Annotated in this window: 13 protein-coding genes; 5 read left to right on the forward strand and 8 right to left on the reverse strand. The window is 69.4% G+C overall.

The features are described from left to right. Window positions 1–13 precede the first annotated feature (13 nt). The 3 genes from AC1Z3W_RS08290 to AC1Z3W_RS08300 form a co-directional block, all read right to left on the reverse strand. A complete protein-coding gene (locus AC1Z3W_RS08290; protein WP_057924990.1) occupies window positions 14–670 on the reverse strand; it encodes a VC0807 family protein in 657 nt (218 codons plus the stop codon). Between the two features lie 121 nt (window positions 671–791). Next, entirely contained in the window at window positions 792–1844 is a 1053-nt protein-coding gene (locus AC1Z3W_RS08295) for a helix-turn-helix transcriptional regulator (RefSeq protein ID WP_185734335.1), read from the reverse strand. A gap of 273 nt (window positions 1845–2117) precedes the next feature. Next, window positions 2118–4103, reverse strand: a complete 1986-nt coding sequence (locus tag AC1Z3W_RS08300) for a hypothetical protein (protein WP_483507424.1) — start codon at window positions 4101–4103, stop codon at window positions 2118–2120. 176 nt (window positions 4104–4279) lie between these two features. Between AC1Z3W_RS08300 and AC1Z3W_RS08305 the strand changes: the two genes are divergently transcribed. Further along, window positions 4280–5047: an alpha/beta fold hydrolase gene (locus AC1Z3W_RS08305; protein ID WP_124832206.1), complete on the forward strand. Its 768-nt coding sequence runs from the start codon at window positions 4280–4282 to the stop codon at window positions 5045–5047. A 105-nt stretch (window positions 5048–5152) separates the two neighbouring features. Here AC1Z3W_RS08305 and AC1Z3W_RS08310 read toward each other — a convergent pair whose 3' ends face one another. Beyond that, complete coding sequence (locus AC1Z3W_RS08310; protein ID WP_057924994.1) at window positions 5153–6217, reverse strand: 2,3-butanediol dehydrogenase; 1065 nt, start codon at window positions 6215–6217, stop codon at window positions 5153–5155. A gap of 579 nt (window positions 6218–6796) precedes the next feature. Between AC1Z3W_RS08310 and AC1Z3W_RS08315 the strand changes: the two genes are divergently transcribed. Beyond that, window positions 6797–7279, forward strand: a complete 483-nt coding sequence (locus tag AC1Z3W_RS08315) for a DUF3331 domain-containing protein (protein WP_483507425.1) — start codon at window positions 6797–6799, stop codon at window positions 7277–7279. Between the two features lie 23 nt (window positions 7280–7302). Here AC1Z3W_RS08315 and AC1Z3W_RS08320 read toward each other — a convergent pair whose 3' ends face one another. After that, complete coding sequence (locus tag AC1Z3W_RS08320; RefSeq protein ID WP_124832204.1) at window positions 7303–8502, reverse strand: GNAT family N-acetyltransferase; 1200 nt, start codon at window positions 8500–8502, stop codon at window positions 7303–7305. A gap of 198 nt (window positions 8503–8700) precedes the next feature. Between AC1Z3W_RS08320 and pdxR the strand changes: the two genes are divergently transcribed. Beyond that, entirely contained in the window at window positions 8701–10173 is a 1473-nt protein-coding gene (gene pdxR / locus AC1Z3W_RS08325) for a MocR-like pyridoxine biosynthesis transcription factor PdxR (RefSeq protein ID WP_057924997.1), read from the forward strand. A 69-nt stretch (window positions 10174–10242) separates the two neighbouring features. On the opposite strand, the gene AC1Z3W_RS08330 is transcribed toward pdxR, so the two are convergent. Then, entirely contained in the window at window positions 10243–11496 is a 1254-nt protein-coding gene (locus tag AC1Z3W_RS08330; protein WP_124832203.1) for an MFS transporter, read from the reverse strand. Window positions 11497–11637: 141 nt separating this feature from the next. On the opposite strand from AC1Z3W_RS08330, the gene AC1Z3W_RS08335 reads away from it, so the two are divergent. After that, window positions 11638–12513, forward strand: coding sequence for a LysR family transcriptional regulator (locus AC1Z3W_RS08335; RefSeq protein WP_057924999.1), 876 nt, complete (start codon window positions 11638–11640; stop codon window positions 12511–12513). Between the two features lie 260 nt (window positions 12514–12773). After that, entirely contained in the window at window positions 12774–14366 is a 1593-nt protein-coding gene (locus tag AC1Z3W_RS08340; protein ID WP_483507426.1) for a trypsin-like peptidase domain-containing protein, read from the forward strand. A gap of 120 nt (window positions 14367–14486) precedes the next feature. Here AC1Z3W_RS08340 and AC1Z3W_RS08345 read toward each other — a convergent pair whose 3' ends face one another. Then, the gene (locus AC1Z3W_RS08345) at window positions 14487–15185 is read right to left on the reverse strand and encodes a fumarylacetoacetate hydrolase family protein (protein ID WP_124832202.1); all 699 of its coding nucleotides are present in this window, start codon (window positions 15183–15185) and stop codon (window positions 14487–14489) included. A 129-nt stretch (window positions 15186–15314) separates the two neighbouring features. Next, complete coding sequence (locus AC1Z3W_RS08350) at window positions 15315–16256, reverse strand: helix-turn-helix transcriptional regulator (RefSeq protein ID WP_057925002.1); 942 nt, start codon at window positions 16254–16256, stop codon at window positions 15315–15317. Window positions 16257–16275 lie beyond the last annotated feature (19 nt).

The raw sequence follows: 16275 nt of genomic DNA on the forward strand, positions 1-16275 counted from the left end.
GCGGGGCCGGTAGTCAGCGGCCGGCGATCTCGGTGACGCCGTCGCGGGTCGGGATGTCGACGCTGTTGCGCTCGCGCATGCGCCGCCGGTACCAGAAGGTCCACAGCAGCAGCGTGCCGAACACCGTGTAGCCCATGATCGGCGACACGACGAGCACGCGCTCGACGGGCCAGGTGACGACCATCCACAGGCGCAGCAGCATCTCCAGCGTCATGCACGCGCCCCACACGAAGGTCATCAGCCGCAGCATCTGGCGCAGCCCCGGCTGATCGGCCCACACCGTCTCGAAACGCGCGGCGCCGCCGGCCATCTCGCGGGCGACCGTCGCACGGGTGAGATAGAAGATCAGCGGGCGATCGCGGAACAACGACAGCAGGAACACGATGCCGATCGTGCCGGACGCAAGCGATTCGCGCATCAGCAGCGTGCGCGCGCTGCCGCCGAGCGCCATGCCGGCGATCGACAGCGCGATGCCGAGCAGCACGATGGCGGCCACCGCATCGATGCGGCGCGAGCGGATGAATTCGACGACGGACCAGACGATGGGCGGAACCGCCGACGCGTACAGCGCGCCGGTTTCGCCGAAATACGGGTGCGCGACCCGGTACGCGACCCAGGGCAGCAGCAGGTTGACGACGAGTTCGAGAATCAGGCCGGCTCGTGGTTTCACGGGGGCAACTCCGCGCAGGCAAGGGCGAACGCACGACCGACTGGCGTGCTTGAAGGTTGTGCGGTCAAGTATATCCAACAATTGCGGTATCCCGTGGCGCCGCAGGTCGGCCGCGCCGCCTTCAAAAAAGCAGCGTGCCGAGCCGGACGAGTTCCGATTGCCTGCTGCATGACATCTTGCGCATCAGCGAATTGATCTGGTTGCGCACCGTTGCCGTGGCGACTCCCGTCGCCGCGGCATATTCGGCCGGCGAGTGGCCGCCCACCAGTGCGGCCAGTACGCGGGCCTCGGCCGGCGTCAGCGAGAAGAACGCGGCCAGTTCCTCGAGCCCCGGCACGGTGAACGCGCTGTTCTTGCGGATCCGCACGATCAGCGTGGGTTCGTTCGCGAACGTGAAGGCGGCGGGGGCCGGTGCGATGTCGATTCTCAGCCCCTCGCCCCACGAGGTCGGCACCGAGAACGTCACGGCCTGCCGCTGCGCATGCGCGCGGGCGATCGCACGCTGCAAGCCTGCCGCGAGCGCCGGGTGCGGATGCGTCAGCGCGCGCCCGGTCGATGTCAGCAGCCGGCCCTCGACGAGCAGTTCGGTCGCGTTGGCGGTTCGCATCAGGATCGTGGCGGAGGGCGCGATCAGCGCCATTGCATCGCCGAAGCCCGACAGGCCGGCATCGAGCGCGTCCATGCGGCTCTTCAGCGCGCGCGATCGAGCGTGCATCGCCTGCGTCAGCGCGCGGACGAAGCGGCGGACGGGGGCGTTTTCATCCGCGCCAGCGGGTGTGCCCGGCGACGTGGCACGCAGGAAGGTCAGGCCGGCCCTCGTGTCGGCATCGACGAGCAGCTGGCACGCGAGCACCCGGCCGATGCTGTGCCTCGGCAGGTAGTCGGTGTAGAACGGATGGCGGCGAGCGCCTGGCGCGATTCTGAGGCGATCGGTGTCCAGCCAGCGATCGGCCGATGCCTGGCCGGCCCGGACGATCGGGTCGTCTGCCGCGAAATGGTCGCGGTAGTCGCGCTCGGCCGCCTCGTCGAGCCCCTGCTGGCAGAGCGCGGTGAGTTCGTATTCGCTGCTGAAGATCAGCAGGCCGGCGGCATCCGCGCCGACCATACGCCTGGCGGCATCGAGCAATGCGGCCCACGGCGGGTCGGGATCCGACAGCGCGCGAACCGCGTCCATCGCGGTTCGAAAGGCGGTATCGATCGACATTGGCGTTCAGCCCCGTCGGTCGGCTGGCGCTGCCGCGGGGCCCGAGTGGAAACCCCGAAACAGCAGCAAGTTGCGTGCAAAGGCCCGCCGGCGCGGCTTCGGCGGGCCGGCCGATGCGGCCGCCGGCCGGTATCGGCACGAAAACGTTGCAGATTCGACACGCTGACAGCCGGTGCGGCCGTGCGCCGGCCGCACCGCTGGCGGCCGGCGTCTCCCCGATGGCGTGTTCCGATCGATGACGCGTCAAGACGCGTTGGGCGCGCTCGTGCCGTCCCGATACGTGATGTTCTGGAAGAACCGGGTGCCATTCGCACTTTTCGCGCGCAGTTGCACGATGCGGTAATTGCCGTCGGTGAGCGGCAGGAACTGCGCGCCGCTGCAGGTCTGTGCGCCGGTCGTGTCGACGCCGGCCGTCACGGTGGCCGAGGTCGCGCCGGCGGGCACCGACGTAAAGCCGTCGACGCCCGCCGTCGACTTGCCGAGCGTCAGGACCGCCACGCCGGTGAGCGCCGGCGCATCCGGATCGGGTGTCCAGTCGACGCTGGCCGACGCGGCCGCGGCGGCGGCCGTGCCGCCGGGCGTCAGGAAATTCGCGACGACGTCCTGGCCGATCGTCGCCCACGGTGTCGTTGCGCCGAGATTCGCGCTGACGACGGGCGTCGGACTGGTCACCGTAAACGAATCGAGCGGATTGCCGCTGGCGTCGAACAGCGCATAGGTGTACTGCGGATAGAACGGCACGCTCGACGGATCGAGTTGCGAGGTGTCCCAGAAGTACTTCGCCGGCGGGTTGAACGTCGTCGCGGCGCCCGCCACCGTCTGCCATGACCAGCGATACTCGTTGGTATCGCTCGACACGGTGAAGGTGCTTGTCGGCGGCAGCGTCGCGGGTTTCGTGCCGGGAATCGCGACGTAGTTCGCGGTGCCGCACGCGGTCGACCGGAACAGGAACAGCCCGCCGGTCGGCAGGCCGGGGCCGGTGACCTGCACGGCATTCACGTTCGACGCGTTCGGCCCGGCCGGATTGAAGATGAACGACATGCCGGCATCGTAGTGGCTCACGTCCGCGCTGCCCGTGCTGTCCGCGAACGAATCGAGGAAGGTGCGCAACGTGACGCGCGATTCGGCGCGCGCATCGTACTTGAGCTGATTGCCGATGATGTTCCACGACGCGGTGCTGCCGTCCGGCAGCGTGACGGGCGCCGCAAGCTGGTGGACGGTCGTGACGAATGCGCCCGGGGTGCCGTCCGTCAGGACATACGGAATTCGCACAAGTGCCGACTGCACGTTGCTCGCATCCTGGAAGAACTGCAGCGTGACCGGCTGGCCGACGCTCGCACCGACCGACGTGGCGAGCTGCAGCGGCTGCACGTAGTCGCTGACGCTCGTATAGCCGTTGTCGGTGTAGTGCGTATCGAACGCTGCCGCACAGTTCGCGTCCGCGCTGCGCTGCGCGAGCGGCGCCGACAAGCACGATTGCAGCAGGCTCTGCATGAAGCCCAGGTAGTTCGCGGCGACGGGCGGCGCGGCAAGCGGCGTAGACGGTGCGGTTGTCTGGCTGTTCAACAGCAAACCCTGCGCGGGCGAGCCGCTCGAGACGAGCGTCGTGCCGCTGCCGTTGCTGAGGAGCTGCACGGAGTCGATGACGGCGTCCTCGCCGGTCTGGTTCGCGGTGAAGGGTGTCGCGATCGCGTCGAAGCTCGCGGGCGAGAGGCCGTTCTGTTTCAGGATGTCGGCAAGCGCCGCGTTGAGCGTGCCCGACGCCTTCTGGACGGTGGCCGGCTGCGCGTTCGATGCGAGCGTGGCCGGGGCCGTCAGGTCCAGCGCATTTCCGCTCGCGGTCAGCAGGTCGCCGATCGCGGTCGTCAGGGTCGTGACGTTGGCTGTCGCCGATGTGCCCGCGGCGGGCAGCGAGCCGACGACCGACACGAGCGGGTCCGCGCGGCCTTGCGGATCGGTCGCGACCACGACGACCGGTGCGCTCAGCCGGCCGACATCGAGCGAATACGCGCCGTGGGCATCGGCCGTGGCGGTCGCCGTCTTGCCGTTGACGTCGGTCGCGGTGACCGCCGCGTTGGCGATTGCGGCACCGCTCGCGACGGTGCCCTGCAACGACGTCGGCGATGCGGCGGGCGTTCCGCTGTCGCCACCGCCGCCGCATGCGCAAAGGGCTGCCGCGCCCGCGATGGCCGTCACGGCCATGCGCACCTGGGTAGGGATGGGCTTCATGATCGATTCTCCATGGATGGCGAGTGGGCGACGCTGCCGGTCCGGCGCATGACGCGTTCGCGTACGTCGTAGGCTAGGTGCGCCGGCGCGGCCCTTCCATGATTCAAATTGACTAAGGCGCGCAGGCCGGGCCTCGGCTAGTCTTCACGCGTGACGGGCCGCGAACGGGGAAGACCATGCACGGCGATGCGCGCACGCTGTTCCTGCACGGCGGCCCCGGGGGCTCCGCCTTGGCCGAGCGGGCGATGTACGGGCGCTCGCTGCCGATCCACTGGTGGGATCAGCCGCGCTCGGTCGCGCTCTATCCGCGCCCGTTCGGGGCGCTGGCCGGTGCCGCCGAGGCGGAGCTGCGACTGGTCGCGCAGCGCAGCGGCGCGCCGGTCGACGTGGTGGCCCATGCGTTCGGTGCGCAGCTTGCGCTCGACCTGGCGGCGCGGATGCCGGATCGGCTGGGCCGGCTCGTGCTGCTCGCGCCGATCGGCGATCTCGGCGCGGCGTTCGTCCGGCTGGCGTCCGCCGTCGTCGCGCATGAACACGGCGAAGCACGACTGAGCGCCGCGATGCAGTCGTTTCTCGCGCGGCCCGATTTCGCCCGGTTCGCCTGCCTGGTCGACGAAATCGAGCGGGTGCCAGCGGGCGCCGCGCTGCTGCGGGGGAGCGCGCCGGGCGCGCGACCGGACACCCGCGCGGCCGCGTTCGACCGGCAGGTGTTCGATGCGGTCGTCGCCGATGCATGGCCGACGTCACCGCGGCTGCCCCGCGCCGGGGTGGCGGGCGGCGTGCGGGTGATATTCGGCGACCGCGATCCGCTGCTCGACGTCGACACCGAGATCCGGCGCTGGACGGCGTGGTGTCCGGCGGCGTGCGTTCGCGTCGTGCCGAGCGGCCATTTCGTGCAGCTCGAGACGCCGGCGACAGTCTGGTGGTCGCCGGCAGGCGGTTGAGCGGCCGGCGTACCGCGGCCACGTCCCGGTCGTACGCCGGTCGTACGCCGGTCGTACGCCGGTCGTACGCCGGTCAGTCAGTCGGTCAGTCAGTCAGTCAGTCGGTCAGTCGGTCGCGGGCTGGACGATGATCTTCACGTTCCGGTCCTTGTGGTTGACCAGTTCCTCGAAGCCGTGCGTGACGATGTCGCCGAGCGTGATGCGTCCGGTGATCAGCGGCTGCACGTCGATGCGGCCGTCCGCGATGAAGCGGATCACGTCCGCGAATTCGCCGTTGTACGCGAGCGAGCCGATCACTTCCTTCTCGGTCGACACGATGTCGAAGAAGTTGAACGACGTCGGCTCTTCGAAGATGCCGACCATCACCGACTTGCCGGCCTTGCGGATCACGTCGATCGCGAGTTGCGCGGTGGCGGTGTGCCCGATGCACTCGAACGACACGTCGGCGCCGTAACCGCCCGTCAGCGCCTTGACTTCGGCGATCGCGTCGGACGCCTTCGGGTCGATCACGACCGTTGCACCGACTTCCAGCGCCTTCTGCTTGCGCGCCGCCGACATTTCCAGCGCGATCACGCGCCCGGCGCCCGCGGCCTTTGCGCACATGATCGTGCACAGGCCGATCGTGCCGGCGCCGACCACGACGACGGTCTGACCGACGATGTTGCCGGCCTTCTTCACCGCATGCAGCCCGACCGCGAGCGGTTCGATCAGCGCGCCGGCCTCGGTCGGGAAGTTGTCGGGCAGCTTGTACAGCAGCTCGGCCGGCACGTTCACGTATTCGGCGAATGCGCCGTTGTTCATCAGCCCGGTGAACGCGAGGTTCTCGCAGATGTTGTACAGCCCGTGCCTGCAATACCAGCAGGTGCCGCAATGCTGGCACGCGTCGGCCGTCACGCGGTCGCCGAGCGCGAAGCCCGTCACGCCCGCGCCGAGCGCCGCGATTTCGCCGCTGAACTCGTGGCCGAGGATGCACTGGCCCTTCAGGCCCGTCAGCGGGTGCGGCGCGTCGACGGGGATGAACACGGGCCCGGCGACGTATTCGTGCAGGTCGGAGCCGCAGATGCCGCACCAGTGCACGCGGATCTGGACCCAGCCGGCCGGCGGGTGTGCCGGAACGGGAACTTCTTCGACGCGGATGTCGTTGCGGCCGTGCCAGACGGCGGCCTTCATGCTGGGGGCGGTGTTCAGTGCCGGTGTGCTCACGTTGCTGTCTCCATCGGGTTGTCGTCGGACGCTCGGCAAGAGGCCGGTGCGTCCGTCGCGCGATTGCGCGAGCGACCGATATGCAGGAATGGGGCCAGCTCGAATGGGCGGTTGCGTAGTGAAGAAACGGGGCGGGTGGTGTGCGATGCAGCAGGGCGGTTTGCGTTGACGTCAGGCGGTGCTGCGTGAAAAACGCGCGAAATTTGCTGCAATGGCGATGACGTGGCCCGAATGAGACGCCGGGACATTCGTCTCAGTGGTTTGAGACGAAACGCGAGACGCGAGACGCTTGGCGCGGTCGGTGTCGCCGTCACCGCTGTCACCTCGGTCGTGCCAGCGCATTGTGCCGATGAGTGAAACGCACCGTTGCGCACGTTCCCCCCTTTACTTGAAGTTAACTTCAATTTGTATCATCTCCGGCAATGTCCGATCGCGTGCGGTGCGTGGCGGTATCACGGGAGGAGGGCACAACCGGACCGCCCGTGGCGGCTGCGCCCCCTGAGCGCGGCGCCGGCCCGCTTCAATCTTCACGGAATGTCGTCAAGCATGCCGAACTTCATCGAAAGCCTGATCTGCGAATACGTGTCGTATCACATGCTGGTAGCGGACGAGCGGGACGCGATGCCGTCGGCGGCAGAGGCCGGGATGGTCCGGCCGCCGGCGGATGCCGATCGCGCGTCGATTCCGGAGCCCGTCGCGCCGGGCGTATCACCGTTGCGGCCGCAACTGTTCGTCACGGTCCTGGAGGCTGGCGACGACGGCTTGCTGGTGCGCTGGAGCGAAAGCGGGCGCTGCCATTACGGCGAGCAACGCTGGCGCGTGCGCGTCGCGTTGCGGGCGGGCCGCTGCGCGATCTCGGGACAGGCGATCGAGCCGGGCGAGCCGGTGTACCGGCCGGTGCGGCGGCCGGTGCCCGTCAACGGCGACGAGATGATCCGCCCCGCGTCGGTGCCGGGCGCGGCCGGCGCCGGGCGTCACGTTGCGCCAGCCTGCGGCGAGGCGGCGGATCCGGTCGACGCTCTCGGCTGAGCGCGACCGGTTGCACCCGCGCGTTACTTGAGATCCTTCCGGTACTGGATGAACCCCGCGTTGTTCGCGAGCTTGTCGTACAGCGCGCGGGCGGTCGTATTGGTTTCGTGCGTGAGCCAATACACGCGGCTCGCGCCGGCTTCGCGGGCCCGCTCGTAGACGGCTTCGATCAGCGCGCCGCCGGCGCCTTGCCCGCGTGCGTCGGCCGCCGTGAACAGGTCCTGCAGATAGCAGTACGGCCCTTCGGTCCAGCACGAGCGGTGGTAGATCGCGTGCACGATACCGACCAGCGCGCCCGACGCGTCGAATGCGCCGAGCACGAACATCGGTTCGGCGGGATCCATCAGGCGTGTCCACGTCGTCGTGAACACCGCGTCGCTCAGCGCGGTCTCGTAGAACTTCTGATAACCCTGCCACAGCGGGCGCCACGCGGCTTCGTCGGCGGCGACGAGCGGCCGGACCGTGACGCGCGTCGCGTCGTTCGCGCGGCCGGCCGCGTCGCGCGCACGTGCCTGCGCGTGGCGGATCGCGACGAGCGACTCGCGCTGCGCGCCCTGGGCATCGAAGTTTTCCGGTGCGAGCCATGCTTCGAACGCGGCGCGCACGGCCGGCCATTCGCCGTCGACGATCGAGAACCAGGCGGTGTCGCGGTTGCGGCCCTTGTAGACGAGCGCCTGCCGGAACGTGCCTTCATAGCGGAAGCCAAGCCGGACGGCGGCCTTGCGCGACGGTTCGTTGAGGTCGTCGCACTTCCATTCGTAGCGCCGGTAGCCGAGCGTGTCGAACGCGTACTTCATCAGCAGGTACTGCGCTTCGGTCGAAATCGGCGTGCGCTTGAGCAGCGGCGAGAACGTGACGGAGCCGACCTCGATCACGCCGTTGGCCGGATCGATGCGCATCAGCGCGAGCGTGCCGACCGCGCGGTTCGTCGCGCGGTCGATCACCGTGTAGTGCAGCGGATCGGCGCTCGTCGCCGCACCGCGCGCGTAGTCGCGGTAGCCCGATTCGTCGGCGTACGGACCGTGCACGAGATAGGTCCAGTCGCCGCCGTCGGGCGCCTGCGCGTATGCGGCGTACAGGTCGGCGGCATGGCGGTCGGCGTCGAGCGGTTCGAGGCGGCAGTAGCGGCCCTCGAGCACGATGCGCTCCGGGCGCGGGCGCGCGGACCAATCTGGAATGGGGTGGCCGATGGGCTGCTGGAAGTCGTTGGTGAGCGTGGACAAGGTCGATCTCGCTTCGGTTGGCGGCCGGCGACATGCCGGCATGCAGACGATCGTAGTCCTGGCGAGGTACCATGAGAAGCGCCAGACGAGCACAAATTTATGGTGCCACGGTAGTGCCGTGATGGTGCCTCGATGATGCCTTGATTGCGCCACGATCGACGCGCCATGCCCTCGACACCTCCACGCCGCGATACCCCGATGACGACAACTCTTCTTTCCGGCGACGCGCCGCCGCTGCCGCTCGACGCACCGCTCGCGCGCACGGCCGGTGCGCCTTCGTTGCAGCGGCAATTGCTGCGCCGCGTGCGCGACGCGATTCTCGGCGGCGCGATGCCGGCCGGCACGCGGCTGCCCGGCACGCGCGCGCTGGCCGAGACGCTCGGCGTGTCGCGCAACACGACGGCAGCCGTCTACGAGCAGCTCGTCGCCGAAGGCTTCCTGCAGTCCGATCGTCGCGGCACGCGCGTCGTGGGCCTGTCGCGGCCGGCGGCGCCGCGCCGGCGGGCCGCGCCGCCGGCTGTCGCGCAACGGCTCGGCCGGATTCGTCCGAGCCTGATCGGCACCCGCGAGTCGGAAGCCTTTCGGCCGGGCGTGCCCGCGCTGTCGCATTTTCCGGTCGATGCATGGCGGCACGCGATCGACCGCGCGCTGCGCCGCGCCGGCCGCGACCTGCTCGCGTATGGCGATCCGCTCGGCGAGCGCGCGCTGCGCGAGTCGATCGCGCGCCACCTGGCCGTGACGCGCGGCGTGCGCTGCGACCCCGAGCAGATCGTGATCACCGAAGGCGCGCAGGGCGCGATCGCGCTGTGCGCGCAACTGCTGACGAATCCCGGCGATACGGTCTGGGTCGAGGAGCCCGGCTATCGCGGCGCGCGCACCGCGATGCAGGCGGCCGATCTCGACGTCGTGCCGATGCCGGTCGACGCGGAGGGGCTGCGCGCGGAGGATGCGGACTGGCGCGAGCGCACGCCCCGGCTCGTCTATACGACGCCGTCGAACCAGTTCCCGACCGGCGCGGTGCTGTCGATCTCGCGCCGGCTCGCGCTGATCGATGCCGCACGCCGGCATCGCGCCTGGATCATCGAGGACGATTACGATAGCGAATTCCGTCACACCGGCGAGCCGATCGGCGCGTTGCACGGGCTCGCGGCCGATTCGCCGGTCGTCTATCTCGGCTCGTTCAGCAAGACGATGTTTCCGGCGCTGCGGATCGGTTTTCTGGTGCTGCCCGACGCGCTGCTGGCCGCAGTGCGGCCGGCGCTGCCGGAGATGCTGCGCGGCGGGACGCGCCACGTGCAACTCGCGCTTGCCGATTTCATCGAGACGGGGGAGTACGGGCGGCATCTCGGGCGGATGCGCCGGTTGTATCGCGACCGGCGACGCCTGCTGCTCGCCGCGCTGGACGATGCGTTCACCGTGCCGCATCAGGTCGAGGGCGGGCCATGCGGGCTGCATCTGGCGCTGCGGCTGCCGGCGCGCTATCGCGATCGCGCGATCGTCGAAGCGGCGCGCGAGCATGGCATCGGGCCGTTTCCGCTGTCGGGGTTTTCGATCCACGCGACGTCGGCGGCCAACGGGCTCGTGCTCGGGTTCGGCAATACGTCGGCCGATGCGTTCGCGCCGATGCTGCGGACGTTGTCGGCGATCGCGCATCGGGTCGCGAGGGATTGAGCTGGCGCGGCGCGCAGCCGCAAGCGGCATGCAGTCGGCGCGCCGGCCGCGGCGCGACGTGAAGGGCGCTTACCGCACGCGTTCCGCGCGAATGATCCGGCGGGCGGCCACGAGGCTCAATGCGAGCAGCACCGCGACATACGCGACAACCGCCCCCCACGCGCCGTGTTGCCAGAACGTGCCGCCGACCGAGCCCAGTACGCTCGACCCGACGTAGTAGGACAGCAGGTACAGCGACGCGGCGTGCCCCTTCGCCGAACCGGCAAGCTGCCCGACCCAGCCGCTCGCGACCGCATGGGCGACGAAGAAGCCGATCGTGATCAGCACGATCCCGACGATGATCGCGACGAGCGAATGCGACAGCGTCAGCGCGAGGCCGGCCGCGAACACGAGAATGCCGCTGACGAGGACGGGCGCGCGCCCGAGACGATCGGCGAGGGCGCCCGCGCTCGACGAAGACACCATCCCGAACAGGTAGGCGCCGAAGATCAGCCCGCATGCGGTCGCGCTCAGGTTGAACGGTGCGGCCATCAGACGGAACCCGGCGTAGTTGTATACGGTCACGAACGAGCCCATCACGAGGAAGCCGATCGCGAACACGAACGGAAGGCGCGTGTGTTGCAGCTGCGCGTTCCAGAGACGCAGGTGATGACGCAGCGTCAGGTCGGTACGCTTCACGAAGCGCCGCGACTGCGGCAGCAGCATCACGAATGCGATGGCCGCGACGAGATCGACGACGCCGATCGTCAGCATCGCGGTGCGCCACGAGAAATGCTCTTCGAGCATGCTCATCCCGATCCGTCCGATCATGCCGCCGAACGCGGTGCCGCCGACATAGAGCCCCATCGACAGGCCGAGCCCGTCGGACGCGATTTCCTCGGCAAGATAGGCCATCGCCACCGCGGGGACGCCGCCGAGCGCGAACCCTTCGAGCGCGCGCCAGATCAGCAGCAGGTGCCAGTTCGGCGAAATTGCCGCCAGTACGTTGAACAGTGCTGCCAGCGTCATCGATGCGAACATCAGCCCGCGCCGCCCGACGCGTTCGGACAGCGCGCCGGCGCACAGGATGGAGACGGCCAGCATCCCGGTCGACAGCGACAGGGACAGCGAGCTCGATGCCGCGCCGATCCGGAATTCGCGCGCGAACGCGGGCAGCAACGGCTGCACGCAGTACAGCAGCGAGAAAGTCGAAAAACCGGCCAGGAAGAGCGCCAGCGCGATGCGCTTGTAGGCCGCCGAGCGCGGCGAAACGCCGGCGGGCAGCGTATCCGGCGTGGCGTTCGGAGCGTGGGTCGCGGCGGGAGAAATCGCAGGAGAAGACATGGTATGCACCCGATGTGCCAGGGAATACCCAAATTCTTGCGGATGCTCAAACATATGTCCAATATATGAAATGAACCGTAGCCATACGTTTTGCGACTGGCTCGGAAGCTCCCCCCCGTCTACTCCGAAATCGCATCGCGCATGGAACTCCGGCATCTCCGATACTTTCTGGCCGTGGCCACCACGTCGAACTTCACGAAGGCCGCGGAAACGCTCGGCATGGGCCAGCCGCCGCTGAGCCAGCAGATCAAGGCGCTCGAGAGCGAACTCGGCGTGGAACTGTTCAAGCGCACCGCACGCGGCGCCGAATTGACGGTGGCCGGCGAGGTGTTCGCCGAAGAGGCGCGGCGCGTGCTCGACGACGCGGAGCGCGCGGCACGGGCGGCAAAACGGGCCGCACGCGGGGAGATCGGGCAGCTTCGCGTCGGCTTTACCGGCACGGCGGCCTTCAATTCGAAAGTGGCCGACCTGATTCGCCGTTTTCGCGAGGCGTTTCCGGATACGGAGCTGACGTTGCAGGAGGCGACCTCCGGCGTGCTGCTCGAGGCGCTGGCGGCCGGGCGGCTCGATGTCGCGATCGTGCGTCCGGAGCGGCGTATCGCGGACTCGTTGCGGGCGGCGGATTGGGACGAGGAGCCGATGTTCGTCGCGATGCCGGTTGCGCATCGGCTCGCGCGGCGGCGCCGGATCGATCTGGCGGAACTGGCCGACGAGGCGTTCGTGCAGGTGCCGCGCGAAGCGGGCAGCGCGCTGTTCGACGACATCGTCGCCGCGTGCAATGCCGCCGGGTTTCAGCCGCGCATGGCGCAGCCCGCGCCGCAAATCTCATCGGCAGTAACGCTCGTCGCGGCCGGGCTCGGCGTGTCGATCGTGCCCAGCGCGATCACGCAGGTACAGGTCGCGGGCGTCGTGTATCGGCCGGTCGCGGGCAACGCGCTGCGGGCGCGGCTTGCGATTGCGTCGCGGCGCGATGATCCGTCGGCGGTGGTGCGGAATTTTCTGGCGTTGGCCTGGTAGCGCGGGACGGCGGGGCGGGACACATCGCGTCTGCGCGCATCGCCTGCAATCCGCGGTGAATATTCCGATTGACGAACCGCGGACTTTGTCCGGAACGAATCCTGTCGCGGTTCCGCCGCTGCGCGACCGGCCGGCATGCGGGTTTCGATTCGTATGTTCTCGAGGCGGCGTGGACTATAAATGGAGGCGTGTACCGGTGCTTGTCGGGCGTCCGCGCGTCTCGCGCGGATCGGCGCCGCGACTGCCGGGGGAGGTGCACCGTGGTTCGCCAGACGCTTGCTCGCGCCGTGCTTCGCACCGCGTTGATCGGGGGCGTATTTGCCTTTTCTGCGCCGCCGCCAGCCGTTGCCGGGACGCTCGCGCCGCCCGCCACACCGCCTGTCATGAAGAGCAGGCCCGCCGCACCGCCTTACTCGACGCCGACCGACTTTCCCGCGATCGTCGACCGCTACGGCCGGGCGGTCGTGACCATCATGACCGCCGCGCCCGACCAGCAGGCTGGCGGCCCGTCCTTCGCGATCCTCGATCCGGACGATCCGCTCGCCGCGTTCTTCCGCCGCGGCGCGCCGCTGCCGCCCATGCCGACGCAAGGCCCGCAGGCGCCGACGCCCGATACGTCGCCGCGCGCGATCGCGGGCAGCGGCTCGGGCTTCATCGTCAGCGCCGACGGGTTGATCCTGACGTCCGCGCATGTCGTTGCCGACGCGACCGACGTCACGGTGCGATTGGCCGATCGTCGTGACCTGAAGGCGACGGTGCTGGCCGTCGATCCGCAGAGCGACGTCGCCGTGCTGCATGTCGACGCGACGAAGCTGCCGGTCGTGCGCATCGGCGATTCGGCGCGGGTGCGCGCCGGCGAACCGGTGATGACGATCGGCGCGCCCGACGGCTCGGGCAACACGGTCACGGCAGGCATTGTCAGCGCGACGTCGCATGCGCTGCCGGACGGCAGCCCGTTTCCGTTCTTCCAGACCGACATCGCGGTCAATCCCGACAATTCGGGCGGCCCCGTGTTCAATCGCGCGGGCGACGTGATCGGCATCGCGGTGCAGGTCTATACCGGCGCCGACCGCTACGCGAGCATGACCTTCGCGATTCCGATCGCGCTTGCCGTGAAGGTGCGTGCGCAGGTGCAGGCGCAGATGCGGGCCAACGCGCAGGCACAGGCGCAGGACCAGCGCGCATCGTCCTCCGGCAATGTGCTGGGCGTCGACGTGCAGGATGTCGGTGCCGGGCTGGCCGCCGCGTTCGGCCTGCCGCGTCCGGCCGGCGCGCTCGTCAACGGCGTCGATCCCGGGTCGCCGGCTGCCGCGGCCGGCGTGAAGCCCGGCGACGTGATCGTGCAGTTCGGCGGCAAGCCGATCGGCCGGTCGGCCGAGCTGAACGACCTGGCTACCGCGTTGCCGCCCGGCGGGAAGGCGCCGCTGCGGCTGATCCGCAACCGCACGCCGATGATGCTGACGGTCACGGGGGCGGGCGCGGGGAGCGGCGACGCGATCGACAACGCGACCGCGGCCGGCAGTGCGGGCACGGTCGGTGCCGCCGGTGCCGCCGGCGTGGCGATGGCTGCCGCACGGCCGGCTGACGGCGGCGATCGGCTCGGGCTGACGATGCATCCGCTGAGCGACGCCGAACGTCGTTCGACGGGGCTCGCGGTCGGAATGATGGTGGATGCGGTATATGGGCCAGCCGCGCGCGCGGGCATCCGGCCGGGTGATGTCGTGCTCGAACTCAACGACACGCTGCTCGAAACGCCGGACGACGTGCAGGCGCTCGAAGCGCGCGGCGGCGTGATCGCCGTGCTGATCCAGCGCGACAACGCGCGCAAGTTCGTGTCGGTGCGTGCGCGGTAGGGCATTGACGGCCTTGCCGTCGTGCGTCTTGTGCGCATACAGGAACGCCCCCGAACCATTCGGGGGCGAGCATGGGGCAAAGGTCGGTATTACGGTCCGGCTCGACGCGGGCGCAAGCCCTTACGGCTTCGCCCCCATCACGAACTCGAATGACGCCACGCCATCGACGCCCCCCGTTACGCGATCGCCCGGCTGCAGCGCGCCGACGCCGGCCGGCGTGCCGGTGAAGATCAGGTCGCCGGCCTTCAGCTCGACCGCCCGCGACACATAAGCGATCACGTCCGGCACGGCCCAGATCATGTCGGCGAGATCGCCTTGCTGGCGCGTTTCGCCATTGACCGCGAGCCAGATCCGCCCGCTTGCCGGATGGCCGGTGGCGGTGGCTGCGCGTAGCGCGGTCACGGGGCCCGATGCGTCGAAGCCCTTCGCCCAGTCCCACGGCCGGCTCAGCTTCTTTGCCTCGGCCTGCAGGTCGCGGCGCGTGAGGTCGACGCCGACGCCGTAGCCCCATACGTGCGACAGCGCATCGGCCGGGTCGATCGACCGGCCGTCCTTGCCGATCGCGACGACCAGTTCGATTTCATGATGGAGGTCGTTCGTCAGAGGCGGATACGCGACGGTGCCGCCGGCCGGGACGATCGCGTCGGCCGGCTTCGTGAAGAAGAACGGCGGTTCGCGGTCGGGATCTGCGCCCATTTCGCGCGCGTGGTCGGCGTAGTTGCGGCCGACGCAGAACACGCGGCGCACCGGAAAGCGCGCGGACGATTGATCGACTTCGACGGAAGGACGCTCGGAAGCGTCGATGACGTATGCGGACATCGGATGGCCTCGTTCGATGGAAAGACGGATGCCGCCGCCCGCGCAGTGCGCCGCGGGCCGGCATGCATGGAACGATACCCGACGCATGCGCGCCCGGATGCGACGCAACTGCGCTTTAACCGGACAAAACTACGCGTCGCCGGCCGCCGGCACTTCATCGGCGGCCGGCAGCGCGGCGTTCGCGTCCCGGTATGCTTTCGGCGACACGCCGACCCGTGCGCGGAAGCGCCGCGCGAAATACCCTTCGTCGCGGAAGCCGACCGAGCGCGCGATGTCCGCGATGCGCCGGCTCGTATGCGCGAGCAGCGACTGCGCGAGCGCGATCCGGCGCTCGGTCACGAGATCGGTGAAGGTGCTGCCGGTTTCCTTGCGCACCAGGTGCGCGAGGTAGTTCGGCGACAGGAACGCGGCCTCGGCGGTGGCCGCGAGCGTCAGGTCCTCGCGGGTCAGGTTCGCACGCACGTGGCGCAGCACGCGCGCGAGCGCGTCGCGCCGGCCCGCGCGCTGGGCGCCGCGCTGCGCGAGCTTGTCGAGCGCGCCCGCGTACTGCGTGCAGACGAGTCCGATCAGCTGCAGCAGGTAGCCGCGCAGCAGCGTGGTCGAGCCGAAGGTGCGCACGCGGTCGGCATCGAGCATGCACAGCGCGAGACGGCGCGCCTCGTCGAACGCGTCGCCGGTCAGGATGAAGTCGAGATGTTCCTGGAAGCGGAACGGTGTCAGCTCGGGAAAACGGTGCGCGGGGACGTCCTCGAGATCGAGCGGATCGACGTCGAGATCGGCGCGCAGGAACGCCTGGCTGAAGTTGATCACGATGAAGTGCGCGCCTTCCGGATGCGGAATCAGGTGCTCGCGGTGCGGCAGCACGAACGCGAGCGCGCCGCGCGGAAACGGCCGCGTGACGCCGCCGATCCGCTGCTCGGTGTCGCCGCCGAGGTTGAACTGGATCTGGAAATACGCGTGCCGGTGCGGCTCGGTGATCGCCTGGCGCGACGCCTGGTCGCGGACGTAGAAATCGAGCCGGTCGCTGCGTTCGGGCATCCCGTACAGGCGCGGCGGGGCGGTGGAGGGCATGAAGGATTCTGCTGTTCGT

The sequence above is a fragment of the Burkholderia sp. 10_S31 genome (genome assembly GCF_056930375.1).